Source organism: Nonomuraea sp. NPDC050451 (assembly GCF_044458585.1).
The window spans coordinates 16,933-41,704 of record NZ_JBITHZ010000030.1 but is presented as its reverse complement, the minus strand read 5'-3'; the positions used below and the strand labels follow the sequence as shown (position 1 = coordinate 41,704).

22 protein-coding genes are annotated in these 24,772 nt (G+C 70.4%); 9 read left to right on the top strand and 13 right to left on the bottom strand.

The annotated features are described in order from the left end of the window. Positions 1 to 105: 105 nt before the first annotated feature. Positions 106 to 831, top strand: coding sequence for a TetR/AcrR family transcriptional regulator C-terminal domain-containing protein (locus tag ACIBI9_RS50195; RefSeq protein WP_397234110.1), 726 nt, complete (start codon positions 106 to 108; stop codon positions 829 to 831). A gap of 7 nt (positions 832 to 838) precedes the next feature. On the opposite strand, the gene purM is transcribed toward ACIBI9_RS50195, so the two are convergent. From purM to ACIBI9_RS50175, 4 genes are all read right to left on the bottom strand, one after another. Further along, positions 839 to 1,864 (bottom strand): phosphoribosylformylglycinamidine cyclo-ligase, encoded by a 1,026-nt coding sequence (purM, locus tag ACIBI9_RS50190; protein WP_397234108.1) that lies wholly within the window; start codon positions 1,862 to 1,864, stop codon positions 839 to 841. Between the two features lie 67 nt (positions 1,865 to 1,931). After that, the gene (purF, locus tag ACIBI9_RS50185) at positions 1,932 to 3,368 is read right to left on the bottom strand and encodes an amidophosphoribosyltransferase (RefSeq protein ID WP_397234106.1); all 1,437 of its coding nucleotides are present in this window, start codon (positions 3,366 to 3,368) and stop codon (positions 1,932 to 1,934) included. Between the two features lie 51 nt (positions 3,369 to 3,419). Continuing rightward, positions 3,420 to 4,166 (bottom strand): SDR family NAD(P)-dependent oxidoreductase, encoded by a 747-nt coding sequence (locus tag ACIBI9_RS50180; RefSeq protein ID WP_397234104.1) that lies wholly within the window; start codon positions 4,164 to 4,166, stop codon positions 3,420 to 3,422. Between the two features lie 91 nt (positions 4,167 to 4,257). Further along, positions 4,258 to 4,665: a MarR family winged helix-turn-helix transcriptional regulator gene (locus tag ACIBI9_RS50175; protein WP_397234102.1), complete on the bottom strand. Its 408-nt coding sequence runs from the start codon at positions 4,663 to 4,665 to the stop codon at positions 4,258 to 4,260. Between the two features lie 138 nt (positions 4,666 to 4,803). Here ACIBI9_RS50175 and ACIBI9_RS50170 point away from each other — a divergent pair, with 138 nt between their 5' ends. Beyond that, positions 4,804 to 5,778 carry a hypothetical protein gene (locus ACIBI9_RS50170; RefSeq protein WP_397234100.1) on the top strand — a complete coding sequence of 325 codons (975 nt, stop codon included), beginning with the start codon at positions 4,804 to 4,806 and terminating at the stop codon, positions 5,776 to 5,778. Positions 5,779 to 5,782: 4 nt separating this feature from the next. On the opposite strand, the gene ACIBI9_RS50165 is transcribed toward ACIBI9_RS50170, so the two are convergent. After that, positions 5,783 to 6,220 (bottom strand): sterol carrier family protein, encoded by a 438-nt coding sequence (locus tag ACIBI9_RS50165; protein ID WP_397234098.1) that lies wholly within the window; start codon positions 6,218 to 6,220, stop codon positions 5,783 to 5,785. Between the two features lie 114 nt (positions 6,221 to 6,334). Between ACIBI9_RS50165 and ACIBI9_RS50160 the strand changes: the two genes are divergently transcribed. Then, positions 6,335 to 8,398, top strand: a complete 2,064-nt coding sequence (locus ACIBI9_RS50160) for a PhoX family protein (RefSeq protein ID WP_397234096.1) — start codon at positions 6,335 to 6,337, stop codon at positions 8,396 to 8,398. Positions 8,399 to 8,433: 35 nt separating this feature from the next. After that, on the top strand, positions 8,434 to 10,407 hold the full coding sequence (locus ACIBI9_RS50155) for an ABC transporter ATP-binding protein (RefSeq protein ID WP_397234094.1): 1,974 nt from the start codon (positions 8,434 to 8,436) through the stop codon (positions 10,405 to 10,407). Here the strand turns inward: ACIBI9_RS50155 and ACIBI9_RS50150 are convergent. Further along, positions 10,303 to 11,724: a DHA2 family efflux MFS transporter permease subunit gene (locus ACIBI9_RS50150; RefSeq protein WP_397234278.1), complete on the bottom strand. Its 1,422-nt coding sequence runs from the start codon at positions 11,722 to 11,724 to the stop codon at positions 10,303 to 10,305. The genes ACIBI9_RS50155 and ACIBI9_RS50150 overlap by 105 nt on opposite strands. Positions 11,725 to 11,820: 96 nt before the next feature. Here ACIBI9_RS50150 and ACIBI9_RS50145 point away from each other — a divergent pair, with 96 nt between their 5' ends. After that, positions 11,821 to 12,459, top strand: coding sequence for a TetR/AcrR family transcriptional regulator (locus tag ACIBI9_RS50145; RefSeq protein ID WP_397234276.1), 639 nt, complete (start codon positions 11,821 to 11,823; stop codon positions 12,457 to 12,459). A 10-nt stretch (positions 12,460 to 12,469) separates the two neighbouring features. Next, positions 12,470 to 13,216, top strand: a complete 747-nt coding sequence (locus tag ACIBI9_RS50140; protein ID WP_397234092.1) for a methylenetetrahydrofolate reductase — start codon at positions 12,470 to 12,472, stop codon at positions 13,214 to 13,216. On the opposite strand, the gene ACIBI9_RS50135 is transcribed toward ACIBI9_RS50140, so the two are convergent. Genes ACIBI9_RS50135 through ACIBI9_RS50125 form a run of 3 tightly spaced genes read right to left on the bottom strand, consistent with a single transcriptional unit; the run spans position 13,177 to position 17,404 of the window. Then, complete coding sequence (locus ACIBI9_RS50135; protein ID WP_397234090.1) at positions 13,177 to 14,646, bottom strand: MFS transporter; 1,470 nt, start codon at positions 14,644 to 14,646, stop codon at positions 13,177 to 13,179. The two genes, ACIBI9_RS50140 and ACIBI9_RS50135, sit on opposite strands and share 40 nt — an antisense overlap. Before the next feature lie 49 nt (positions 14,647 to 14,695). Beyond that, positions 14,696 to 15,358, bottom strand: coding sequence for a Crp/Fnr family transcriptional regulator (locus ACIBI9_RS50130; RefSeq protein ID WP_394501147.1), 663 nt, complete (start codon positions 15,356 to 15,358; stop codon positions 14,696 to 14,698). A gap of 33 nt (positions 15,359 to 15,391) precedes the next feature. Continuing rightward, positions 15,392 to 17,404 (bottom strand): adenylate/guanylate cyclase domain-containing protein, encoded by a 2,013-nt coding sequence (locus ACIBI9_RS50125; RefSeq protein ID WP_397234088.1) that lies wholly within the window; start codon positions 17,402 to 17,404, stop codon positions 15,392 to 15,394. Positions 17,405 to 17,597: 193 nt separating this feature from the next. Between ACIBI9_RS50125 and ACIBI9_RS50120 the strand changes: the two genes are divergently transcribed. Further along, complete coding sequence (locus ACIBI9_RS50120) at positions 17,598 to 18,428, top strand: hypothetical protein (protein ID WP_397234086.1); 831 nt, start codon at positions 17,598 to 17,600, stop codon at positions 18,426 to 18,428. A 52-nt stretch (positions 18,429 to 18,480) separates the two neighbouring features. Here the strand turns inward: ACIBI9_RS50120 and purL are convergent, their stop codons facing one another. The 4 genes from purL to purS all read right to left on the bottom strand — a co-directional run bounded on the left by purL (position 18,481) and on the right by purS (position 22,400). Then, positions 18,481 to 20,730, bottom strand: coding sequence for a phosphoribosylformylglycinamidine synthase subunit PurL (gene purL / locus ACIBI9_RS50115; protein WP_397234084.1), 2,250 nt, complete (start codon positions 20,728 to 20,730; stop codon positions 18,481 to 18,483). Then, a complete protein-coding gene (purQ, locus tag ACIBI9_RS50110) occupies positions 20,727 to 21,410 on the bottom strand; it encodes a phosphoribosylformylglycinamidine synthase subunit PurQ (RefSeq protein WP_192788396.1) in 684 nt (227 codons plus the stop codon). The genes purL and purQ overlap by 4 nt, the downstream gene beginning before the upstream one ends. Positions 21,411 to 21,548: 138 nt before the next feature. Next, positions 21,549 to 21,935, bottom strand: coding sequence for an ATP-binding protein (locus tag ACIBI9_RS50105; protein WP_397234082.1), 387 nt, complete (start codon positions 21,933 to 21,935; stop codon positions 21,549 to 21,551). Between the two features lie 219 nt (positions 21,936 to 22,154). Further along, complete coding sequence (purS, locus tag ACIBI9_RS50100) at positions 22,155 to 22,400, bottom strand: phosphoribosylformylglycinamidine synthase subunit PurS (protein WP_185069016.1); 246 nt, start codon at positions 22,398 to 22,400, stop codon at positions 22,155 to 22,157. 299 nt (positions 22,401 to 22,699) lie between these two features. On the opposite strand from purS, the gene pdhA reads away from it, so the two are divergent. Further along, positions 22,700 to 23,794: a pyruvate dehydrogenase (acetyl-transferring) E1 component subunit alpha gene (gene pdhA / locus ACIBI9_RS50095; RefSeq protein ID WP_397234080.1), complete on the top strand. Its 1,095-nt coding sequence runs from the start codon at positions 22,700 to 22,702 to the stop codon at positions 23,792 to 23,794. After that, on the top strand, positions 23,791 to 24,771 hold the full coding sequence (locus ACIBI9_RS50090; protein WP_355207764.1) for an alpha-ketoacid dehydrogenase subunit beta: 981 nt from the start codon (positions 23,791 to 23,793) through the stop codon (positions 24,769 to 24,771). Before pdhA ends, ACIBI9_RS50090 begins: the two co-directional genes overlap by 4 nt. The last annotated feature ends 1 nt before the right edge of the window (position 24,772 follow it).

Genomic DNA, 24,772 nt, shown 5'->3' with positions numbered 1-24,772 from the left:
GAGGGCTCCAGTTGTGTACGTCGTATTCAGCGAGATACAACGTACACACGAGAATGTACGTTGTCTACTTCGGATACGCTGTATCGGGAACGGAAGGGGAGCCACATGGCCGTCGAGAAAGAGAAACCGCGCGAACCGCTCTGGGCGCGCCTGGAACGTCCGGCCCCCGCCCCGCGGCAGACCCTCACGCCGCAGCGCATCGCCACGGCCGCGGCCGGGATCGCCGACGGCGAGGGCCTGGACGCGGTCACCATGCGCCGCCTGGCCACCGAGCTGGGCGTCGCGCCCATGGCGCCCTACCGGTACGTGTCAGGCAAGGACGAGCTGCTGGAGCTGATGGTCGACCACGTCTACGAGGAGCTGCGGCTGCCCGAGGGCCTCGGCTGGCGCGAGACGATGCGCGCCCTGGGGCACGGCACCCGCGAGATGATGCTGCGGCACCCGTGGCTGGCTCAGCTGTCCCCGCAGGCCATGCTCGCGATCACCCCGCGCCGCATGGCCGTCACCGAACGCTCCCTGTCGGCCCTGGCCGGGTCGGGCCTCGACCCTGACACGATGATGAGCGTGTTCCGCGCCGTCGACGCCTACGCGAACGGCGCCATGGCGTACGAGATCGCCGTGCAGAGCTTCATGGACCAGCAGGGCTGGGCCGACGGGGGCGAGCTGCGCACCGAGCTCGCCCCGCAGATGACCTGGCACATCCAGACCGGGCGCTACCCCACCTTCGAGGGCTACCTGATGACGGCCGCCCGCAAGGACGACGTGCTCTGGCGGTTCGAGACCGGCCTCGAGTACGTCCTCGACGGCATCGCCGCCAAGCTGGGCATCTGAGTGACGGCTACCGGTAGCGGGCGCGGCCCTCGCCCGGGACCACTTCCCCGAGCACCCAGGCGTCCAGCCCGCGTGCCCCGAGCACCCTGACAGCCTCGTCCGCCGAGTCGGCGGCCACGATGGCCGCCATCCCGACGCCGAGGTTGAACGTACGGTCCAGGTCCTTCTGGGCGATCTGGCCGTGCCCGGCGAGCACCCCGAAGACGGCGGGCGGCGTCCAGGACGACCGGTCCAGCACGGCGTCCAGGTGGTTCGGCAGCGACCGTGACAGGTTGCCCTCGATGCCGCCGCCGGTGATGTGGGCGTAGGCGTGCACGTCGACGGCCCGGGTCAGCTCCAGGCAGTCGAGGGAGTAGATGCGGGTCGGCTCCAGCAGCTCCTCGCCCAGCGGGCGCCCCAGCTCGGGCAGGACGGCGTCGAGCGACAGGGAGGCCTCGCGGAGCACGTGGCGGACCAGGGAGTAGCCGTTGGAGTGGATCCCGGAGGACGCCAGCCCCAGCACCACGTCACCCGCCACGACCCGGGAGGGCCCCAGCATGGCGGAGGCCTCCACGACGCCCGTCCCGGCGCCCGCCAGGTCGTACTCGTCGGGCCCCATGGCACCGGGATGCTCGGCCGTCTCCCCGCCCACCAGCGCGGCCCCGGCCAGGCGGCAGCCCTCGGCCACGCCGCCGACGATCTCGGCGACGCGCTCGGGCACCACCTTGCCGCAGGCGATGTAGTCGGTCATGAAGAGCGGCTCGGCCCCGCACACCACCAGGTCGTCGAGGACCATGCCGACCAGGTCGATGCCGATGGTGTCGTGCTTGCCGTACCGCTGGGCGATCATGACCTTGGTGCCGACGCCGTCGGTGGAGGTGGCGAGCAGCGGCCGCTCGTAACGCAGGAGGGCCGAGGCGTCGAACAGCCCGGCGAACCCGCTGGCGTCGTCGACGACCTCGGGCCGCCGCGAGCGCGCGACCTTGCTCTTCATCAGGTCGACGGCGCGCTCGCCCGCCTCGATGTCGACCCCGGCGGCCTCATAGGTGCTCACGCAGCCTCCTTCGTCGGCAGCGTGAGCACAGTGCTGCTGTGTTCATTGGTTCGCTCGCTACGCTCGCTCACGCTTTGCTCTCCAACACGAACTTGCCCACGTTGTCCTGGTCGATGGGGATCGGGTAGGAGCCGTCGAAGCAGGCCCTGCACAGTCGGTCCGCGGGAATGGTGGTGGCCTTGGTCAGGCCCTCCAGGGAGATGTAGCCGAGCGTGTCGGCGCCGAGCGAGGCGCGGATCTCCTCGACCGACAGCGATCCGGCGATCAGCTCGGCCCTGGTGGCGAAGTCGATGCCGTAGAAGCACGGCCAGGCCACGGGCGGCGAGGAGATGCGTACGTGCACCTCTTTGGCCCCGGCCTCGCGCAGCATCCGGACGATGGCCCGCTGGGTGTTGCCGCGCACGATCGAGTCGTCCACGACCACCAGCCGCTTGCCCTCGACCACCTCCCGCAGCGGGTTGAGCTTCAGCCGGATGCCGAGCTGGCGGATGGTCTGCGAGGGCTGGATGAACGTGCGGCCCACGTAGGAGTTCTTGACCAGGCCCTGCCCGTAGGGGATCCCGCTCTCCTGGGCGTAGCCGACGGCCGCCGGCGTGCCGGACTCGGGCGTGGGGATGACCAGGTCGGCCTCCACGGGGTGCTCGCGGGCCAGCACGCGGCCCACCTCGACCCTGGTGACCTGGACGCCGCGCCCCGCGATGGTGGTGTCGGGGCGGGCGAGGTAGACGTACTCGAAGAGGCAGCCCTTGGGCTCGGCCAGCGCGAAGCGGCGCGACCTGACGCCGCGCTCGTCGATGGTCAGCATCTCGCCCGGCTCGATCTCGCGGACGAACGTGGCGCCCACGATGTCGAGCGCGGCCGTCTCGGAGGCCACCACCCAGCCGCGCTCCAGCCGGCCCAGGACCAGCGGGCGGATGCCCTGCGGGTCGCGGGCCGCGTAGAGCGTCTTCTCGTCCATGAACACCAGCGAGTAGGCGCCCTTGACCTGCGGGAGCAGCTCCGCCGCCGAGTCCTCGATGGAACGCGTGCGGTCCTGCGCGAGCAGCGTGGTCAGGACCTCGGTGTCGGTCGTCGCGCGGGTGGAGCCCGGAGCCAGGCGCTGGGCCAGCTCCGGGGTGTTGATCAGGTTGCCGTTGTGGGCGAGCGCGAGGCCGCCGACGTCGGTGGAGCTCAGCGTGGGCTGCGCGTTCTCCCACACGCTCGATCCGGTGGTGGAGTAGCGGCAGTGTCCGATGGCCAGGTGGCCGCGCAAGGTGCTGAGCACCGACTCGTCGAAGACCTGGGCCACCAGGCCCATGTCCTTGTAGACGAGAATGCGGCTGCCCTCGCTGACCGCGATGCCCGCGGACTCCTGCCCGCGGTGCTGCAACGCGTACAGCCCGTAGTAGGTGAGTTTGGAAACTTCCTCGCCCGGAGCCCAGACGCCGAAGACGCCACAGGCGTCTTTAGGAGCGCGGTCATCGAGGTCCAGGTCATGGCCGAGCCGGCCGTCGCCCTTCAGCACATGGCTCAGTTTAGGTCGGCCGCTTCTGTGCTCGCACACTCGGGGGCGATATCAGGCCACGTGGCTGGATCTGCCTGCGTTGGAACCGTCCCGGATGATCTCTCCAGTGAGGTTTCGGTTGGCCGCGGATCCGAGGAAAAGGATCAGCGCGGCCAGGTCGTCCGCGGTGGACAGCCTGCGGGTGGGCGTGCGGGCCGCGATGGCGTCCAGCGCCTCCTGTGACACCGGGCGCTCCCGCTCGGTCAGCGTGAGCCCGGCGACGGCCACGTTCACCAGGACGCCGTCCTTGCCGGCGTCCCAGGCCAGCGCGCGGGCCATGCCGTGCAGGGCCATCTTGGCGGTGCCGTACGCGCCCGGCCCCGGCAGCCCCTCCTCGCCCGCGCCCGACGAGACGAACACGATCCGCCCGAACCCCCTGCGCCGCATCCCGGGCAGCACGGCCTGCACGAGCAGCGCGTTGGCCACCACGTTGGCGTGCATGACCGCCGACCACTCGGCCGCGGGCACGCCCTCGAAAGGCACGCTGTTGGGCATGATGGTGCCCCAGCGGACGGCGTTGGCCACCAGGGCGTCCACCTCGCCCGCCTGGGCGACCGCGGGCGCGATGGTCGCGTGGTCCTCCAGGTCCAGGTGTACGGCCGCGGCCTGGCCGCCCTCCTCCTCGATCCGCTTGACGACCCCGGCCGCCCGGTCGGCGCCGGTGTTGTAGGTGATCGTGACGCGCGCCCCGGCCTTGGCGTACGCGAGCGCGGTGGCGGCGCCGATCCCCGACGAACCACCCGTGATCAGTACGTGCATGGAGACATCCCCTCTCAATTAGCCGACTAATTAGCCAGCTAACTGGAAGGGCTGTCCTGGTCGCAAGGGGATTTCGCTGGGAGTGAAACGACTAATGGGGAATGGCGCGTACGAGCCGGGCCAGCAGCGTGCGCTCCTCGGGGTCGAAGCCGCGCAGGAGCTCCTCGTCCAGGCGGTTCCAGATGTCCTCCACCGGCTTCTGCAGCGCCTTGCCCGCGTCCGTGAGGTAGACGCGGGTCACCCGCGCCCGGCCGGGGTCAGGCGCGCGGTGGACGAGCCCGGCGCGCTCCAGACGCTGGAGGGTCTTCGTCACGGTGGGCGGCTCGACGCCGAGCCTGGTGATGAGCTCGCCCTGGCAGAGGCCGTCCTGCCGCCACAGCTGGTTGAGCAGCAACTCCTGCCCGGCGTGCAGCCCGAGCGGGCCCAGCTCGGCGGCCAACTGGTTGCGGTGCGCCTTCATGACCTTGATCAGCGCGTACGTCAGGGTCTCCTCCAGCATGCACCCATCTTGCCCGCCGCCTGCGGTTTTGGCGCATGGTGACCCAAGTATCGGAAGCCTTTTACCGTGTCGCGCGGTTTAGCCGACCCTCTCCGCGAAAGGGTGAAGTATCCGGCAGTTGAGCCGTCGGGGAGAGGCATGACCACACCTGGGGACCCGAACGAGCCCCGCCCGGGCCAGGGCCCGCGCGAAGGCCGTAGGGAAGAGGAAGAGCCCGGCCGGCACGCGCCCGAATGGTGGCGCGACGGCGAGCCGGAGGAGGAGCGGCGGGAGCCTGCTCAGGAGGGCGAGGAGCCGATCGCTCCCGTGCCGCCTGTGGTGCCCCGGCCCGACGTGCCGCCCACGCACGAGCCCAGGCCGGGCGGTGAGCCGGCCCATCCCGACCTGCCCACCTCACCCGAGACCCCGCCGCCCACGGGGGGCGATGCCGAGGAGACGCAGACCCTGCCGACCACCGGAGGGCCGCCCACCGGGGGCGATGCCGAGGAGACCCGGGCCATGCCGCCGACCGAGGGTGACGCCGAGGCTACCCAGGCGTATCCGATCCCCGGGGCCACCCCGACGTACCCGGGTTGGGGAGGCGCCCAGGGGGAGCCGCCGGCCAGGCCGGCGCCGTCCCGCTACGAGCAGGAGGACCAGCGCCCCTACCCGCCGCCGGACCAAGGAGCGCCGGTCGGCGGCGCTCCTCACCCGGGCGGGTACGCCGCCGAGCCGACCGTTCCCGGTACGACGCCTTCCAGCCCCTACGGTGGGCCGCCCGGCTACAGCCCGCCGCCCTATGGCGTCCCCTACCAGCAGGCCCAGCCCGGCAGCGGCCTGGCCACGGCGTCGCTGGTGCTGGGCGTGGCCAGCCCCTTTCTGGTTTTCGTCTGCTTCACGGGCCTGATCACCGCCATCCTGTCGATCGTCTTCGGCTGCGTGGCGCTCGCCAAGCGCGCCGGCAAGGGCCGCGCCATCGCCGGCATCGTGATCAGCGGGCTCTCGCTGGTCCTGTTCGCGATCGTGGCGCTCTGGTTCTGGAACGTGGTGCAGGAGTGCGCCAACCTGCCCAGCCCGCTCGTGGACAAGTGCGTCCAGGACAAGTTTCCCTGGATGGGCGGCACCCGCGGCTAGCAGGCTAGAGCGGCAGGTGCTCTGACAGGTCCGCCCGCGACCCGCTGGCGGACACCAGGTTCTTCGCCATCGCCTCCGCCCAGGTGAGGCGGCCCAGGGCCAGCTCCATCCAGGTGCGCCCGTTCATCTCGACCACGTTGGGCGGCGTGCCCCGGGTGTGGCGGGGGCCCTCGACGGCCTGGACGGCGGCGTACGGCGGCACGCGTACCTCCACGGTCCTGCCGGGCGCGGCGGTCGCCAGCCGGTCGAGCAGGTAGCGCACCGCCTGCCTGGCCGCGGCGCGCTCGGGCTCGAGCCCCCGGTCGTAGGCGGCCAGCACGGCGGACACGAGCGCGTCGGGCAATGCCGACGCGGGACCGTCGTAGGGAGGCTCGTCGAGGGCGACGAGCTGGCCGTCGAGCGCCGATCTCAGCTTTTCCTGATCCAGTTTGCGTGGTGGCACCCCACCATTGTCTCCCTGGCAGCGTTCATCGAGACGGAGGTCATCGTTCACCTCCGGTTTTGACAGCGGCCGTAACGTCCCCGCCGTACAACCGCGCACATATATGGAGGATCTGTGGCGAACCGGAACGCGGGCGGGCGGCTGCTGCCGCTGCTTTCCACCCCGCACAACGGCGGTCGCTCCGCGATGACGTGTCAGTTCCGCTGCGGGAACGCGTGCGCGCATGACGTGGCGAACACCAGTGGCAACGCTTATTTCGGTGACGTGGTGAAGGAGGCGCTGTCGCGCCGCGGCGTGCTGCGCGCCGGCGCGCTGGGCGCCCTCGTGGCGGGCGCGGGGATCGCGGGGGCCGCGCCGGCCATGGCCGACGACCCCGAGGCGCAGGCCGCTGAGCTCGCCCGAGGTGGGAATTCCGGCGACCTCCGGTTCACCCCGGTCGCGCCGAACAAGGACGACAAGCTGACCATCCCCGATGGCTACCGCTCGTCCGTGGTCGTGCGCTGGGGCGACCCCGTGCTGCCCGGCGCCCCGGCCTTCGACTTCGCCAACCAGAGCGCCGACGCGCAGGCCAAGCAGTTCGGCTACAACTGCGACTACGTGATGCTCCTGCCGATGGGCCGCGACCGCGGCCTGCTGTGGGTGAACCACGAGTACACCAACGAGGCCCTGATGTTCCGCGGTTACACCGGCGGCGCCGCCGCGACCGAGGAGCAGATCAAGATCGCGCTGGCCGCGCACGGCGGCTCGGTCGTGGAGATCGAGCGGGCCGGCGCGGGCGAGTGGAAGCTGGTCACCAGGGGCCGTCGCCGCTACAACCGCCGCATCACCGCCCAGACCCCCATGAAGTTCTCCGGCCCCGCGGCCGGGAGCGACCTGCTCAAGACGGCCGCCGACCCCGAGGGGCGCAACCCCGTCGGCATGCTGAACAACTGCGCGGGCGGCACCACCCCCTGGGGCACCGTGCTGACCGCCGAGGAGAACTTCGACCAGTACTTCGTCAACGGCGACAAGGTGCCCGAGGCGCAGAAGCCGTACATCACCCGCTACACCATCACCACCGGCACCCCGTCGGGCAACCGTAGGTTCGACCGGGTGGAGGAGCGCTTCGACCTGGCCAAGCACCCGCAGGAGGCCAACAGGTTCGGCTGGATCGTGGAGATCGACCCGTTCGACCCCGACTCCACGCCGATCAAGCGGACCGCGCTCGGGCGCTTCAAGCACGAGGCCGCCAACACCACGCTGGCCCGCGACGGCCGCCTGGTCGTGTACATGGGCGACGACTCGCGCTCCGAGTACATCTACAAGTTCGTCTCCAAGAACCGCTACATCCCCGGCTTCGACCGGCACAACCGGACGCTGCTGGACGAGGGCACCCTGTACGTGGCCAAGTTCACCGGCGACAGCCCCGCCTCCGAGATCGACGGGAGCGGCAAGCTGCCCTCCGACGGCGAGTTCGACGGCTCGGGCGAGTGGATCCCGCTGGTCTCGGGCGACAAGTCGTTCGTGGACGGCATGACCGCCGTCCAGGTCCTGGTCTACACCCGCGTGGCCGCCGACAAGGTGGGCGCGACCAAGATGGACCGCCCGGAGGACATGGAGCGCAACCCGGTCACCGGCGCCGTGTACGTGGCGCTCACCAACAACACCAACCGCACCGCGGCCCAGGTGGACGAGGCCAACCCGCGCCCCTCGAACAAGCACGGCCACGTCCTGGAGATCGTCGAGCGGCGCAACGACGCGGGCGAGAAGACGTTCGCGTGGTCGCTCCCGCTGGTCTGCGGTGACCCGAACGACCCCAACACCTACTTCGCCGGCTACGACAAGACCAAGGTCTCGCCGATCTCGTGCCCGGACAACCTGGCGTTCGACCGTGACGGCAACCTGTGGATCTCCACGGACGGCAACCAGCTCGGCAGCAACGACGGCATGTTCGTGATGCCCGTGCGCGGCAAGGAGCGCGGCCACCTGCGCCAGTTCCTCACCGTCCCGTTCGGCGCGGAGACCTGCGGCCCGCTGGTGACCGCGGACCAGCGCAGCGTCTTCGTCGCGGTGCAGCACCCCGGCGAGACCGACGGCGCGAACCCCGACAACCCCAGCAGCCACTGGCCCGACGGCGACCAGCCGCGCCCGTCGGTCGCGGTGGTCTGGCACGGCCAGGGCAAGAAGATCGGCGCTTGACCTCAACTTAACTTGAGGCAATACCGTTCCATGCCATGAGCATGGAGATGACCGCCTGGCACCAGCTGTATTCGATGAACAACCAGAAGGAGCGTCGCCCTGTCTCCAGGGCGACGCTCCGGCGCATCGGCGGGTTCGCGCGCCCGCACCGCCGGAAATTGGCGCTGTTCCTGGTGCTGAGCGTGGTGATGGCGGGCCTGGCGGTGGGGTCCCCGCTGCTCGCGGGCCGGGTGGTGGACGCCATCTTCAACAGCGAGCCGCTCGACGTGGTCGTGGTGGTGTCGCTCGCGATCGCGGGCCTGGCCCTCGCGGAGGCGGGGCTCGGGCTGCTCAACCGGTGGCTGTCGGCGAGCCTGGGCGAGGACCTGATCCTCGACCTTCGTACGGCCGTCTTCGACCACGTGCAGAAGATGCCCGTCGCGTTCTTCATGAGGACGCGCACCGGCGCGCTGGTCAGCCGCCTGAACAACGACGTGATCGGGGCGCAGCGGGCGTTCACCGACACCCTGTCCGGCGTGGCGGGCAACATCGTGACGCTCGTGCTCACGCTCATCGCCATGATCGGCATCTCCTGGCAGATCACGCTGCTCGCGCTCCTGCTGCTACCGGTCTTCATGCTGCCCGCCCGGCGGATGGGCACCCGGATCGCCAGGTTGCGGCGCGAGGCGGCCGACCACAACGCGGCCATGGGCACGCAGATGACCGAACGCTTCTCGGCGCCCGGGGCGACGCTGGTCAAGCTGTTCGGCCGCCCCGCGCACGAGTCGGCCGAGTTCGCCGGCCGGGCCAGGCGGGTGCGCGATATCGGCGTGCGCTCGGCCATGACCCAGTCGACCTTCGTCACCGCGCTGACGCTGGTCTCGGCGCTGGCCCTGGCGCTCGTGTACGGCCTCGGCGGCTTCTACGCCCTGCGCGACCAGCTCGCGCCCGGCGCGCTCGTGTCGATGGCCATGCTGCTCACCCGCCTGTACGCGCCCCTGACCGCGCTCGCCAGCGCCCGGGTGGACGTCATGAGCGCGGTCGTCAGCTTCGAGCGCGTCTTCGAGGTGCTCGACCTCGAGCCGCTCATCAAGGAGAAGCCCGGCGCCCGCGAGGTCCCTGAGGGCCCGGTCGCCGTTGAGTTCGACGACGTCCGCTTCGCCTACCCCTCGGCGGACAAGGTCTCGCTGGCCTCGCTGGAGGAGGTCGCCACGCTCGACTCGCGCGGCGGCGTCGAGGTGCTGCACGGCGTCTCGTTCCGGGCCGAGCCCGGCCAGATGGTGGCGCTGGTCGGCTCGTCCGGCGCGGGCAAGTCCACGATCGCCCAGCTCCTGCCCAGGCTGTACGACGTCGACTCGGGCGCCGTACGGCTCGGCGGCGTGGACGTACGCGACCTGACCGCCGACTCGCTCCGCGACACGCTCGGCATGGTCACCCAGGACGGTCACCTCTTCCACGACACGATCAGGGCGAACCTGCTGCTGGCCAGGCCCGAGGCCACCGAGGACGACATCTGGGACGCCCTCACCAGGGCCAGGCTGGCCACCCTGATCGAGTCGCTGCCCGACGGGCTCGACACGGTCGTGGGGGAGCGCGGCTACCGCCTGTCGGGCGGCGAGCGCCAGCGGCTGACGATCGCCCGGCTGCTGCTGGCCAGGCCCAGGGTGGTGATCCTGGACGAGGCCACGGCGGCGCTCGACTCCACCTCCGAGGCGGCCGTGCAGGCGGCGCTCGGGGAGGCGCTCGAAGGCAGGACCGCCGTGGTGATCGCCCACCGGCTCTCCACGATCCGCGCCGCCGACCTCATCCTGGTGATCGAGGACGGGCGCGTGGTCGAGCGCGGCACGCACGCCGACCTGCTCGCCGCCGGCGGCCGCTACGAGGAGCTCTACCGCACTCAGTTCGACGAGCCTGTGTCCATGGCCTCACTTCGTGAGGCGGGCTCGGTCGCCCTCGATGCCGACGCCTTCCCCCGCTCTGGTCGCTTCGCTCCCGCCGCTCCTCCAGGCGTCGGCGCTCCCTCGCAATGAATAGAGGGCGACCGGGATCGCCGCCAGCACCACCACGGCCGCGATGACCAGCGTGAACTGGTACGCGTCCAGGAAGGCGAGCAGCGGCGCCCGGTCGCTGCCGCTCTGCCTGGCGCTCAGGATCGCCCCCAGCACGGTGATGCCGAGCAGCCCGAACACCTCGCGTGACACGTTCAGGACGCCCGAGGCCACGCCCGACCTGCCCTGGGGCATGCCGCCGAGGATCGCGGCCGTCAGGGGCACGAGCATGCCGCCGCCGAGCCCGTACAGCAGGAACCAGGGGGCCACGTCGGCGTAGTCGGCGCCGGCGCCCACGCCGGAGAGCAGGTAGATCGCCGAGCCCATGAGAGCCATGCCCAGCGCCACCGTGGGGCCGATGCCGATGCGCGCGCTGATCCGCTGCGACAGGATCGCGATCACGGCCATGACCAGGGCCATCGGCACGAACGACGCGCCCGCCTGGGTGGGGGAGAAGCCGAGCACGTTCTGCAGCCACAGGGCGCTGAAGAAGTAGATCCCGAACACGCCGAACGACCAGATGCCGCTGGTGAGCAGCCCGCCGCTGAACACCCTGGACCTGAAGAGCGAGATCGCGATCATCGGCTCGGCGGCCCGCGCCTCGACCAGCACGAAGGCCACGGCCGCCGCCGCGAACACGCCGAACGCGGCCAGGATCTCCGGCGAGGTCCATCCGGCACTCTCACCCTCGATGAGCGCATATGTCAGGGCGAACAGGGCGAGGGCCGAAGTGGCCAGCCCGGGCAGGTCGATCCGGTGCCGCACGCGGGTGAACGCGGGCCTGACCGCCCACATCCCCAGGCCGAACGTCACCACGCCGATCGGCACGTTGATCAGGTAGATCCAGCCCCAGTGCAGGTTCTGGCTGATGAAGCCGCCCGTGATCGGCCCGAGCGCCATGGAGAGCGCCCCCGCGGCGCTCCAGATGCCCACGGCCCTGCCGCGCTCGCCGGGGTCGGGGAAGATCTGGCTGATCAGCGTGAGCGCGGTGGGCGTGAGCAGCGCCGCCCCCACGCCCTGCACGGCCCGCGCGGCGATCAGCGCCGCGCCGGACGTGGCCAGCCCCGCCGCCATCGAGGCCAGCGTGAAGACGGCCAGCCCGCCGAGGAACACCCTGCGGGTCCCGAACACGTCCGCCAGCCGGCCGCCGACCAGCATCAGCCCGGCGAAGACCAGGATGTACGAGCTCACGATCCATTCGAGGCCCGAGATCGTCAGCCCGAGCTCCCGCTGGATGGTCGGCAACGCAACGTTGCCGACGTTGTTGTCCAAATAAGTCATGAAGGTGCCCAAGGTCACCGCGACCAACGCCCACCACCGCACGCCATTTCCTCCTATACGCCGTACTTGTACGTCGTATAGTTGAACTTGTACGGCGTATAGTTGTCAACCGTGATGGGAAAACTGACCGCGCAGGCGATCGCGGAGCGGGCCCTGGAGATCGGTGACGCCGAAGGGCTCGACACCGTGACGATCCGGCGCCTGGCCACGGACCTGGGCGTGACCCCGATGGCCCTCTACTGGCACTACAAGAACAAAGAGCAGCTGCTCGTCGGCATGGCCGACCACCTGATCGGCGGCTTCGCACCCAAGCAGGCCGACGAGCGCCCGTGGCGGGAGCAGTTCCGCGACCTGATCGAGGGGCTGATCAGGACGCTGCGCACGCATCCGTGCGCCAAGAGCGTGCTCGAGCAGATCGACCCCATCGAGGTGCCGAACTTCCTGGCCGTCTGGGACCAGTCGCTCGGCCTGGCCCGCAGCGCCGGGTTCGGCATCGACGAGAGCTGCCTGATCAGCAAATATCTGCTGCAGAGCGCCATCGCCATCGCCGACGCCCCCATGCACGTCAAGACCGTCAGCCCGGACGCGGTCAGGGCCAAGCTGGCGGGCCTGCGGTCGTTGCCCGAGGAGACGTACCCGCACCTGGTCGAGATGGCCTCACCGCTGGTCAAGGGGACGGAGAAGGGGCTGTACGACACGTTCGGCGTCGATCTGGTGCTCAGCGGCATAGAGGCGCTCGCGCCCAAAGGTTAGAGTCTCGATCATGTCCTTCGAGCTGATCTGCGAGATCGAACCTCCCACCAAGCCCGATCTGAAGCACGTCAGGCACCAGATCGGCACCATGAGCAAGATCGCCCACTCGTTCCTCATCCCCGACAACCACATCGGGCGCGCGACGGTGTCGAGCGTGGCGGTGGCGCACGAGGTCGAGGCCATGGGCGGGCGCGGCATCGCCTGCCTCAACTCGCGCGACCGCAACCTGCTGGGCTTCCGCCGCGACCTGCTCACGGCGGCGGCGTACGGGGTGGACCAGTTCCTGTTCGTCTACGGAGACAAGCCCACGAGCGGCAACCGGACCAGCGACCTCACCGTGCGCTCGATGATCGAGGAGGCCCGGGAGTTCTCGCCCGGCCTGCGGCTGGGCGCGGCGGCCTCGATGCGCTCGCTGCCCACGTGGAAGCGCGCGGCCGACTTCCTGTTCCTGCAGGTCGGCTTCTCGCTGGAGGCGCAGCTGCGCTGGCGCGAGGCCCACCCCGTGGACGTGCCGGTCTACGCGGGCGTCATGGTGCTGGCCAGCGAGCGCCACGCCAGGATGCTGGCCGCCAGCATCCCCGACATCGACCTGCCGGAAGACCTGATCGCGAAAGTGGCCGCGGACCGCATGGCCGGGGTGGAGGCGGCCTGCGAGCAGGTGCTCGCCCTGCGCGACTCGGGCGCCTTCGCCGGCGTCCACCTCATCCCGGTCTCCCGCTACCGCGACGTGGAGTCCAGGCTCGCCGCCGCCCTCTGAGGACGCGCCAGGGCCGCGAGCAGCGCACCCGCGAGGGCCACGGCGAACAGCACGGCGTACGCGCGCTGGAAGCCGTCCATCAGCTGTCCCACGGCCACCGGCGACAGCCTGGACAGCGTGCCCGCATACACCTGGGCCCGCAGCCCGGGCCCCACGGAAGCGGTCAGGACGCTGAGCGACAGGCCGACGCTGATCACGATGCCGACGTTCATGATCATGACGCGGAACCCGTTGACCACGCCCAGGCTGCCGGCCGGCAGCGCCCGCATGACCTGGGTGGTGTTGCCGGTCAGGAACGTTCCGCTGCCGCAGCCGGCCACGAACAGGCCGATCCCGATCACCCAGTACGGCGTGGCGGGATCGGCGGTCAGCATCAGGGTCCCGAGCCCCAGAGCGCTGAGCACCGCCCCGCCGATGGACAGCGCGTACGGCGACACCCGCCGCCCCAGCAGGCCCACGATCGGCGAGGCCAGCCCGATCCCGACGGGCACCGGCAGCACGCTCAGCCCCGCCGTGAACGCGTCCACCCCCCTGGCCGCCTGGAAGTACAGCGCCACCACCAGGATCAGCGCCGAGCGGGCCAGGGCGTTGCAGAACGAGGCCAGGTTCGCGTAGGCCAGCAGCCGCCCGCCGAAGAGCCGCAGGTCCAGCACCGGGTTCGAGGAGCGCCGCTCGGCCAGCACGATCAGCGGCAGCAGCACCACGAAGACCGCCGCCCCCGTCAGCACCACGGGGCTGGTCAGCCCGGCCGAGCCCGTCTCCGACAGGGCCAGCAGCACCGCCGTCAGTGCCGCGAACAGCAGCACGTTGCCCAGCGCGTCCACGGGCTCCTTCGGCCGCCTGGGCATCCTGCGCAGGAGCACCGCCCCCACGGTCAGCGCGGCCAGCCCGGCGGGCACGTTCACCCAGAAGATCCACTGCCAGCCCGCGGTCTCCGCGATCAACCCGCCCAGCGTGGGCCCGGCCAGCTGCGCCACCGACAACGTGCCGATGTAGACGCCCATGCCCTGGCTCAGCCGGTCGGGCGGGAACGCGTCCGTGATGATCACCGTGCCGTTCGCCAGGATCATCGCCGCCCCGACCGCCTGCAGCACGCGCATCGCGATCAGGAACCACACGCTCGGCGACAGCCCGGCCAGCAGCGAGGCCACCGTGAAGATCGCGAACCCCGTCAGGTAGACCTCCCGCCTGCCCAGCAGGTCCGCCACCCGGCCGAAGAAGACCAGGCTCGCGGTGTTCACCAGCAGGAACGCCAGGAGGATCCAGCCCGACTCCAGGGCGTCGGCGTGGAAGTGCCGCACGACCGTCGGGAGCGCGACGTTGAGCGTGCTGCCGGCGATGCCGATGAGCACGAGCCCCAGGCTGGTGACCGCGCAGACCCGCCAGGCGTAGCGTAAGCGGCTGGCGTCGTGAGGAATGACCGCGACCATGCCCTCCACTATGACGTACGGCGTACGTACGGGATCTGGCGGGCGGGCTCTAGCGGGCCCTCCTGCGCAGGCCGTCGATGTCGTGGATGACCACGCGCCGCCGCCCGGTCTCGATGAGCCCCCGGTCGCGCAGCGTGCGCAGCGCCTTGCTGACCGCCTCGCGGGAGGCGCCCGTCCAGCCGGCCAGCTCGTCCTGCGACAGGGGCAGCGCCACGCGTACCCCGCTGTTGGTCTTCTCGCCGTACCGGTCGGCCAGCTCCAGCAGGCGCGTCGCGACCCGGCCCGTGGTGTCGAACGCGCCGTACTCGATGCGCTTCCTGTCCGCGTCCCGCAGCCTCCCGGTGACGAGCTGCATGAGCAGCACGGCGATGCGTCCGTGGGACTCCAGGAACGACGAGAAGTCCCGCACCACGATGCCGGAGATCGGCTCCAGCGCGGTCACCGTGGCCGAGCGGGGCGATCCGTCGATGGCCGACATCTCCCCGAGCAGCGCGCCGGGGCCGCGCACGGCCAGCACCACCTCGGTGCCGGCGCTCGTGTGCGACGAGCACTTGACCCGGCCATCCGTCAGCACGAGGACCCAGTCGGACGTGTCGCCCTCGTTGATCACGGTGGTGCCGCGATCCCACCGTCGCGGCCGGCCGGCCGCGCGCAGGGCCGCGACCTCCTCATCGGTGAGCATGGACAGAAACTCGCCGGACTCTGGCTCCATGCGCCCGATTATGGCGGTACGGGAGTCACCCTTCTATTGCAAATCAGTCAGAACGTACGCATTGACGAGCTCTTCCTTGCCCTTGAGGTTGAGCGGCCCCAGAGGGTTCACCGACGCGCCACGTCCCAGCTGCCTGAGCGTCGTCTCCCCGATGACGACGGTGCCCGGCTCGGCGATGCCTTCGAGCCTGGCGGCCACGTTCACGCAGTCGCCCATCGCGTTGAAGCCGCGCAGCTCCGGGCTGCCGATGTTGCCGACCAGCGCGGGGCCGGTGTTGACGCCCACCCTGAACGTCGGCCACGGGATGTCGTCCACCCGCTTCCACGACATCTCCTCGGCCACCTCGGCGGCGGCCCGCTGCATCTCCAGCGCGGCCTTGCAGGCGGCCCGCGCGTGGCCCGCCTGCGTGGCGGGGGCGTTGAACAGGGCCAGCAGCGCGTCGCCGACGAACTGCACGATCGTGCCGCCGTTGTTGAGGATGCAGGGGACGGCGGCCGTGTGGTAGCGGTTGAGCATCTCGACGATCTCGCCCGGCGTGACCTTCTCGGAGAACGTCGTGAAGCCCTTGAGGTCGGCGAAGAGCGCGGTCAGCTCCTTCAGCTCGCCGCCCAGCGCGGCCTGCGCCGGGTCGGCCAGCAGGGCGTTGGCCACGTCGGGCGACATGTACTGCCGGAAGAGCGTGTCGAGCTCCTGGTAGAGGCGGGCGTTCTCGAGGGAGATCGACAGCTGCCCGGCCAGCGTGGCGGCCAGCGCCTCGTCCTGCCGGCTGCGCCCGATGGGCACCTCCAGCACGCCCGCCAGGTGGCCCTTGACCGTCAGGGGGAAGGCCAGCAGGTTGTCGCGCCTGACGGGCTGGTTGCCGGGGAACTCGTACTCGCGCGAGCCGATCTCCGTCCTGCCCTCCGCGACCAGGCCGATCTTCACGTCGCCGTACGCCTGCCGCACCCGGTCGAGGGCCGTGGCCAGGAGCTGGTCCTCGGGCAGGCCCACCCGGGTCTGGGCGCTCACGGACACCAGGGCGGCCAGGCGCCCGGACAGCTCGCGCTCGTTGGCCAGCGCCTCGCCCGCCCGGTCGAGCACCGCGACCTGGCTCTCGTTCAGCCGGAACTTGCCCGACAGCCGGGCCGCGGCCAGCGGCTCGCCCCGCCGTACGTGCTCGACCAGCTCCTCCAGGGCCTTGTCGTAGTCCTGCTGGATGCGCCGCACGGTCGCCGCCAGCGTCACCGAGTCGAACAGGCCCGCGCTCGACCCCTCCCGCCTGAACTGCAGGTAGGCGCTGTAGGCCACGAAGACGAAGGCCAGCGTGAGCAGCAGGTGCCACTCCCACCAGGACAGGTGCCAGTTGAGCTGCGACATGCCAGCGACCATGGCCTCGGCCAGCAGCGCGTACGCCGTGATGAGGCTGATGAGCATGGCCGACGGGCGCTTGCGGTGCAGCAGGAACATCATCACGCTCGCCGCCCCGTACAGCAGGACGCCGGGGACGGACGCCCAGGCCAGCCAGTCGACCGGCGACGCCAGCGGCGGCTCGCTGAGCTGCGTCAGCCCCGGGACCAGCGACGTGACGCCCCAGACGACCATGAAGCCGAACAGCACCGCCCGGATGAGGTGCTGGGCGTCCAGCACCTTTTTGGCGGCCGCGTCGCCCAGCGGCAGCGCCGAGGCGAACGCGAACGCCGCCGCGACGGAGAGCCCCACCTGCTGGCCCACGTCGAAGCCCAGTGAGCCGATCGGCAGGATGATCTGCGGCGTGGCCAGGCCGTGCATGAAGAAGAAGCCGGCGCTGCTCAGGAAGACCATGGACACGAGGAACAACCGGGCGTCCTGGCGGCGTCGCGACGCCTCGCTGATCATCACTCCGAGGACCACGTTGATCCCGGCCACCGTGATGATCATCCAGAAGTGGCTGAGGTTGTGGTGCCACATGATGTTGATCGTCGGCTGGGCGAGCAGCAGCCAGAGCCCCAGCAGCGGCAGGACCAGGTGGATGCCCCAGACCACACCGCGCACGGGTTGGGTGGCCGGAGGCAGGTAGGGGGTTGACACAGACCCGATTATCCACCGGAGATCGACGCCGCCAATGCGTCGTTTTACTCACCGGCGTCTCGAAATCCTGTCAATCTGGTCAGTAACCCTCCGTTTCGTGATGGATACGTTATGTAGTTCCTGTCATCTCTTGGAACGATTGAAACGTGCATCTCATGGACAACATGAGCATCACTTGTTCGGAAGGACAGCCGTGGCTAACAAGATTCGCGGTGGGCGCACGCTCACCCTCGCCGCCGTGGGGGCGCTGGCCGCCTCGCTCCTCACCGTCGGTGGCGTCGCCACCGCATCGTCGGCCGCCGGCGAGGTGCACGCCTGCGTGCACAAGAAGACGCGGTACGCCCGCATCGTCAACCCGGACACGAAGTGCCGGAAGACGGAGGAGCGGATCCTGATCGGCGGCGCCTCCCAGACGACCGTCCAGCAGGGCCAGCAGGGGGCGCAGGGCGCGAAGGGCGAGACCGGCCCGGCCGGCCCGGCCGGCCCGCAGGGCCCGAAGGGCGCGGACGGCAAGAACGGCCTGCCCGGCAAGGACGGCAAGGACGGGCTCCCCGGCAAGGACGGTCAGGACGGCAAGAACGGCCTCCCCGGCAAGGACGGCAAGGACGGTCTGCCTGGTAAGGACGGTCAGGACGGCCTCCCCGGCAAGCAGGGCGAGAAGGGCGACCAGGGCCCCCGGGGCCCTCAGGGTCCGCAGGGTGAGCCCGGCGACGGCGCCAACTACATCACCTACACCAAGACCGCGTCCCTGACCTCGACCGGCTCCGCGACGGCCAACTGCGACAAGGGCGGCATGATGACGGGCGGCGGCTTCTCGTTCACCGCCCTCAAGAACGCCATCGTCATGAGCAGCGCGCCCAGCGGCGGCAACGGATGGACGGTGAACGTGGCCAAGGACGACAACGGCAACAACACCTACTCCTCCGCCGACACCACGGACCAGAAGACCACCAGCGGCGGCAACCACGGCACCAGCGTCAGCGGCACCGTCTACGTCGTCTGCCTGGGCCAGAAGAAGGCGTAACACGCGAAGGAGGGCCGGTACGGGCAACCCGTACCGGCCCTCCGGAAGACCGTCAGCCGAACAGCGCGGGCAGCGCCGCCGAGTGCGTCTCCCGCAGCTCCTCGACCGGCACCTCGAACACGCCCTCGACCACCAGCGAGGCGCCTCCGGTCGTGCCGAGCCCGTAGCAGGGCACCTCGTGCCGCCCGCACAGCGACGCGAACTCCTCGTAGGCCTCCGGCCGCACCGCGACCAGCGCCCGCGCGGCCGACTCGCTGAACAGGTCGGTGAAGGCGTCCCCGCTCAGCGCCACCGAGGCCCCGACGCCCCGCGCCAGGCACGACTCCGCGAGCGCGACGGCCAGCCCGCCGTCAGACAGGTCGTGCGAGCCCTCCAGCAGCCCCCGCCTGGCGGCCTCGACCAGCACGGTCGCCAGCGCTTGCTCGGCCTGCAGGTCGGCCCGGGGCGGCAGCCCGCCCAGGTGGCGGTGCGCGACGTGCGCCCACTCCGAGCCGCCGAACTCCTCGTGCGTGTCGCCGAGCAGCACGACCTTCAGCCCCTCGGCGGTGAACCCGGACGGCACCCGCCTGGCCACGTCCTCGATGACGCCCAGCACGCCCACGACCGGCGTGGGGTGGATGGCCGTCGAGCCCGTCTGGTTGTAGAAGGAGACGTTTCCGCCGGTCACCGGCACGCCCAGGGTGCGGCACGCGTCGGCCAGGCCGCGCACGGCCTCGGCGAACTGCCACATGACCTCGGGGTCCTCGGGCGAGCCGAAGTTGAGGCAGTTGGTCACGGCCAGCGGCTTGGCGCCGGTCACGGCCACGTTCCGGTACGCCTCGGCCAGCGCCAGCTGCGCCCCCGCGTACGGGTCGAGCTTGGCGTAGCGGCCGTTGCCGTCGGTGGACAGCGCGATGCCCCGGGTCGTCGGCTCCGCGCCGGCGATGACCTCCGAGATCCGCAGCATGCCCGCGTCCGCCGGCTGGGCCAGCACGGTGTTGGAGCGGACGTAGCGGTCGTACTGGGAGGTCACCCACTCCTTGGAGGCCAGGTTGGGCGAGCCGAGGAGCTGGAACAGCGTGGCCCGCAGGTCCGCGGGCCGCTCCAGCCGGTCGGGCGTGTCGGCGTTGAGCGCGGCCTGCCCGGACGGCTCGTGGTACGGGCGCTCGTAGACGGGCCCGTCGTCGGCCGCCGTGCCCGGCGGGATGTCCACGATGACCTCGCCGTCCCAGGTCATCACCAGGCGGCCGGTGTCGGTGACCTCGCCGATGACGGTGGCGGGGACGTCCCACCTGTCGCAGATCGCCATGAACGCCGCGATGTCGTCGGGCCGGACCACGGCCATCATCCGCTCCTGCGACTCGCTCATGAGGATCTCCTCGGGCCTGAGCGAGGGGTCGCGGAGCGGGACGAGGTTGAGGTCGACGTGCATGCCACCGGTGCCCTTGGCGGCCAGCTCGGTCGTCGCGCACGACACCCCGGCCGCGCCGAGGTCCTGGATGCCGACGACCACGTCGGCCGCGTACAGCTCCAGGCAGCACTCGATGAGCAGCTTCTCCATGAACGGGTCGCCCACCTGCACGGCGGGCCGCTTGGCGTGCGACTCGTCCTCGAAGGTCGCCGACGCCAGCACGGAGGCGCCGCCGATGCCGTCGGGGCCGGTGGACGCGCCGAACAGCACGACCTTGTTGCCCGGGCCGGGCGCGGTGGCCAGCTTGATCTGGTCCTTGCGGAGCAGGCCCACGCACAGGGCGTTGACCAGCGGGTTGCCGATGTAGCAGGGGTCGAAGGCGACCTCGCCGCCGATGTTGGGCAGGCCCAGGCAGTTTCCGTAGTGGCTGATGCCCTCGACCACGCCGGGCAGGACCCGGCGGGTGTCCACGGCGTCCGCGCCGCCGAAGCGCAGCGCGTCCATCACCGCGATCGGGCGCGCGCCCATCGACATGATGTCGCGGACGATCCCGCCGACGCCGGTGGCCGCGCCCTGGTGCGGCTCGACGTAGGACGGGTGGTTGTGCGACTCGATCTTGAACGTGGCCGCCCAGCCGTCGCCGATGTCCACCACGCCCGCGTTCTCACCCATGCCCACGAGCAGCGCGTCAGACTTGGGCGCCTTGGTGGCGAACTGCTTGAGATGCACCTTGGACGACTTGTACGAGCAGTGCTCGGACCACATGACGCTGTAGATGGCCAGCTCGGAGCCGGTGGGACGGCGACCCAGGATCTCCTTGACCCGGTCGTACTCGTCCTGCTTCATCCCCAGCTCGGCGAAGGGCATCGGCTCTTCGGGCGTCTCTCCGGCCCGCTTCACATTATCGGTCATGCGTTCACCAGCTTCTTGAGGACGGAGGTGAAGAACCCGAGGCCGTCGGTGCTGGGCGCGCCGACCAGGTCCTCGACCGCGTGCTCGGGGTGCGGCATGAGGCCGACCACGTTGCCCGCCTCGTTACGGATGCCCGCGATGTCGTTGAGCGAGCCGTTGGGGTTGCCGCCGACGTAGCGCACGACCACGTGGCCGCCCGACTCCAGCGCGGCCAGGGTGTCCTCGGAGGCCACGTAGCGGCCCTCGCCGTGCTTGACGGGCAGCACGATCTCCTGGCCGGGCTCGAAGGAGCTGGTCCAGGGGGTGGCCGTCTGCTCGATCCGGACCCGCTGGTCACGGCAGACATAGTGGAGCGAGGCGTTGCGGGTCAGCGCACCGGGTAGCAGGTGGGCCTCGCAGAGGATCTGGAACCCGTTGCAGGTGCCGATCACGGGCAGCCCCGCCCTGGCGGCCGGGATGAGCTCGTCCATCAGCGGCGCGAACCGGGAGATGGCGCCGCAGCGCAGGTAGTCGCCGTAGGAGAAGCCGCCGGGCAGAAAGACGGCGTCGACCCCCTTCAGGTCGTGGTCGGCGTGCCACAGCGGCACCGCCTCCGCGCCCACGAGGCGTACGGCCCTGGCGGCGTCCTGGTCGTCGAGAGTTCCTGGAAACGTGACTACGCCCACACGGGCAGCGCTCATGACAGTCGTCCCCTCCGAGGAATGCGCGCGCACGCGCCACCGTCTCTTCGGGTGGACGGTGGTCTGCGGCGGTGTCTTCAGATTATCGGGTGCTGCCGGGTGGTCCACATCGGCTCGTGCGTCGGGCGAAGGCGCAGGTCAGACAGCTGCCAGCTCACGGGGACGGGCATCCGCCGCGTCGTCCCAGGCGAGGTGCTTGCGCAGGTGGACCGTGGTGCCGCGGCCGGGCGTGATGCCGAAGGAGATCTCGTCCACCACGGAGCGCATGATCAGCAGACCACGGCCGTTCTCCGTGTCGGGTGGAGGGAAGTGCGGCGGCATCGTCGGCAGCCCGTCGCCGTTGTCCGCGACGCGCACGTCGCAGCGGCCATAGCCGATCGCCGCGCTCACTTCGTAGCGGTTGGCGGGCCCCCCGTGCCGCACCGCGTTGGAGCACGCCTCGGAGACGGCGAGGAGCATGTCGGCGATGCACGTCTCACTCACGTTGAGTGAACGCATGGCATCGCCCAGCACTCGCCTGACCATCGGTATGCCGATCGCATCCCGAGGCAGTGCCAACGAGAACTCAATATCCACCGGACTCCTCCGGGCGCCAGAACGTCACCTGGAGTAGGTTTCCCTGTGAAAACGGGGCTAACCGCAAAATCACGTTGTTGTTATTTAGTGTTGGCACGCCCGTGGCATTGTGCCTCTCCCGAACCCCGCTTTAACCGGCCAGGGGGGAATCCGGGCGGCAAATCTCCCCTAATCCTCAACCCGGACGCTGTAGTCCTCGATCACCGTGTTGGCGAGCAGGGTCTCGGCCATCTTGCGAACCTCCTCGAGCGCCGCCTCGTCGGCCGGGCCGTCGAGCTCGACCTCGAAGCGCTTGCCCTGACGTACGGCCGAGACGCCGGAGAAGCCGAGCCTGGGCAGCGCCCTGGCGATCGCCTGGCCCTGCGGGTCGAGGATCTCGGGCTTCAACATGACGTCCACGATGACGCGGGCCACTGCGTTCCTCCTGGATGCGGTGGGTGACTGGGAAGCACAGCCTACCGGCGCGTGTGGCTGTCGACACAACGGGAACGGGGAGGGCATGGGGCTTGCGCGCAGGGCTGTGACGTCTGCCACGATGTCCCCAAACGCGTACGAACCACCACCAGATGGTTCATCGCTTGGAAGGCCGGCCCGAGATGGCAACCCCATCGAGGATCTGCCCTGACGACCGCACAGGAGTGGCTCATGACCGAGCTTGTCGAGGTCATCGATAGACACAGCACATGTGTCACGAGGCCGACAAAGGAGGCCTCGTGACAGCCGACGCCTCTCGTGGTGCCTCTGACGCACCTCCGGAGCTCGTCCAGTTGCTCACCCCCGAGGGTGAGCGGGTAGAGCACCCCGACTACGACATCGACCTGACCGATGAGGAGGTCCGGTCGCTCTACCGCGACCTGGTCCTCGTACGGCGCATCGACCTGGAGGCCGTGGCGCTGCAACGCCAGGGCGAGCTGGGCATCTGGGCCTCGCTGCTGGGCCAGGAGGCGGCCCAGATCGGCTCGGGCCGCGCATTGACCGACTCCGACATGGCCTTCCCCACCTACCGCGAACACGGCGTGGCGTGGTGCCGCGACGTCGACCCGGTGAAGCTGCTCGGCCTGTTCAGAGGCGTGAACCACGGCGGCTGGGACCCCAAGGAGCACAACTTCCACCTGTACACGATCGTGATCGGCAGCCAGACCCTCCACGCGGTCGGCTACGCGATGGGCATCCAGCGCGACGACGCGAGCGCCGCCACGATCGTCTACTTCGGCGACGGCGCCACCTCGCAGGGCGACGTGAACGAGTCGTTCATCTGGGCCAGTGTGTTCAACGCGCCGATCGTGTTCTTCTGCCAGAACAACCAGTGGGCCATCTCCGAGCCCCTGGAGAAGCAGACCCGTATCCCCCTCTACCGGCGCGCCTCCGGCTTCGGCTTCCCGGGGATCAGGGTGGACGGCAACGACGTGTTCGCCTGCCTGGCCGTGACCAGGAAGGCACTGGAGGCCGCCCGCACCGGTCAGGGGCCGACGCTCATCGAGGCGTTCACGTACCGGATGGGCGCCCACACCACCACCGACGACCCGACGCGCTACCGCGTGGCCAGCGAGCTGGAGGCGTGGAAGCTCAAGGACCCGATCGAGCGGGTCAGGTCGTACCTCTTCAAGAACGAGCACGCCGACCCGTCGTTCTTCGACTCCGTCGACGCCGAGGCCGACCAGCTCGGGGCCGACCTGCGCAGGCGCTGCCTGGCCATGCCCGACCCCCAGCCGCTCGACATCTTCGACCACGTCTACCGTGAGCCCCACGCCCTGATGGACCAGGAGCGCGCCCAGTACGCCGCGTATTTGGAGGGGTTCGCCAAATGACGGTGATGAGCCTTTCCAAGGCGCTCAACGAGGGCATGCGCAAGGCCATGGAGGACGACTCCAAGGTCCTCATCATGGGCGAGGACGTCGGCAAGCTGGGTGGCGTCTTCAGGGTCACCGACGGCCTGCAAAAGGACTTCGGTGAGGACCGCGTCATCGACACGCCGCTGGCCGAGTCGGGCATCATCGGCACCGCCATCGGGCTGGCGCTGCGCGGCTACCGGCCGGTGTGCGAGATCCAGTTCGACGGGTTCGTCTTCCCGGCCGCCGACCAGATCATCACGCAGCTCGCCAAGATGCCGATGCGCTCGCTGGGCGCGATCAAGCTCCCGGTCGTCGTACGCATACCGTGCGGCGGCGGCATCGGCGCGGTCGAGCACCACAGCGAGTCGCCCGAGGCGTACTTCACCCACACGGCCGGGCTGCGCGTCGTCTCCTGCTCCAACCCGGCCGACGCGTACACCATGATCCAGCAGGCCATCCGCAGCGACGACCCGGTGATCTTCTTCGAGCCCAAGCGGCGCTACTGGGAGAAGGCCGACATCGACACCGGCTCCACCGACTGGTGGCCGCCGCTGCACGCGGCCCGGGTCGTGCGGCCCGGGTCCGACGTCACGCTGCTGGCCTACGGCCCCATGGTCAAGACGTGCCTGGAGGCCGCCACGGCCGCCGAGGAGGACGGCCGTTCGCTGGAGGTGATCGACCTGCGCTCGCTCAACCCGCTGGACGAGCCGGCCGTGATGGACTCCGCGCGCCGTACCGGGCGGGTGGTGGTCGTCCACGAGGCCCCCGTCAACAGCGGGTTCGGGGCCGAGCTGGCGGCCAGGATCACGGAGCAGTGCTTCTACCACCTGGAGTCGCCGGTGCTCAGGGTCGGCGGCTTCTCCACCCCCTACCCGCCGTCGAAGCTGGAGGAGCACTACCTGCCCGACCTGGACCGGGTGCTCGACGCCGTCGACCGGGCCTTCGGGTACTGAG

Excerpts from the sequence above, each read along its gene's own strand:
- purQ (WP_192788396.1), bottom strand. The coding sequence starts at position 21,410 with ATGAGCGCTGCCCGTGTGGGCGTAGTCACGTTTCCAGGAACTCTCGAC.
- ACIBI9_RS50145 (WP_397234276.1), top strand. The coding sequence starts at position 11,821 with ATGGGAAAACTGACCGCGCAGGCGATCGCGGAGCGGGCCCTGGAGATC.
- ACIBI9_RS50105 (WP_397234082.1), bottom strand. The coding sequence starts at position 21,935 with ATGGTCAGGCGAGTGCTGGGCGATGCCATGCGTTCACTCAACGTGAGT.
- ACIBI9_RS50180 (WP_397234104.1), bottom strand. The coding sequence starts at position 4,166 with ATGCACGTACTGATCACGGGTGGTTCGTCGGGGATCGGCGCCGCCACC.
- ACIBI9_RS50170 (WP_397234100.1), top strand. The coding sequence starts at position 4,804 with ATGACCACACCTGGGGACCCGAACGAGCCCCGCCCGGGCCAGGGCCCG.
- ACIBI9_RS50135 (WP_397234090.1), bottom strand. The coding sequence starts at position 14,646 with ATGGTCGCGGTCATTCCTCACGACGCCAGCCGCTTACGCTACGCCTGG.
- ACIBI9_RS50155 (WP_397234094.1), top strand. The coding sequence starts at position 8,434 with ATGAGCATGGAGATGACCGCCTGGCACCAGCTGTATTCGATGAACAAC.
- purL (WP_397234084.1), bottom strand. The coding sequence starts at position 20,730 with ATGACCGATAATGTGAAGCGGGCCGGAGAGACGCCCGAAGAGCCGATG.
- ACIBI9_RS50090 (WP_355207764.1), top strand. The coding sequence starts at position 23,791 with ATGACGGTGATGAGCCTTTCCAAGGCGCTCAACGAGGGCATGCGCAAG.
- ACIBI9_RS50140 (WP_397234092.1), top strand. The coding sequence starts at position 12,470 with ATGTCCTTCGAGCTGATCTGCGAGATCGAACCTCCCACCAAGCCCGAT.
- ACIBI9_RS50195 (WP_397234110.1), top strand. The coding sequence starts at position 106 with ATGGCCGTCGAGAAAGAGAAACCGCGCGAACCGCTCTGGGCGCGCCTG.
- ACIBI9_RS50175 (WP_397234102.1), bottom strand. The coding sequence starts at position 4,665 with ATGCTGGAGGAGACCCTGACGTACGCGCTGATCAAGGTCATGAAGGCG.
- ACIBI9_RS50130 (WP_394501147.1), bottom strand. The coding sequence starts at position 15,358 with ATGGAGCCAGAGTCCGGCGAGTTTCTGTCCATGCTCACCGATGAGGAG.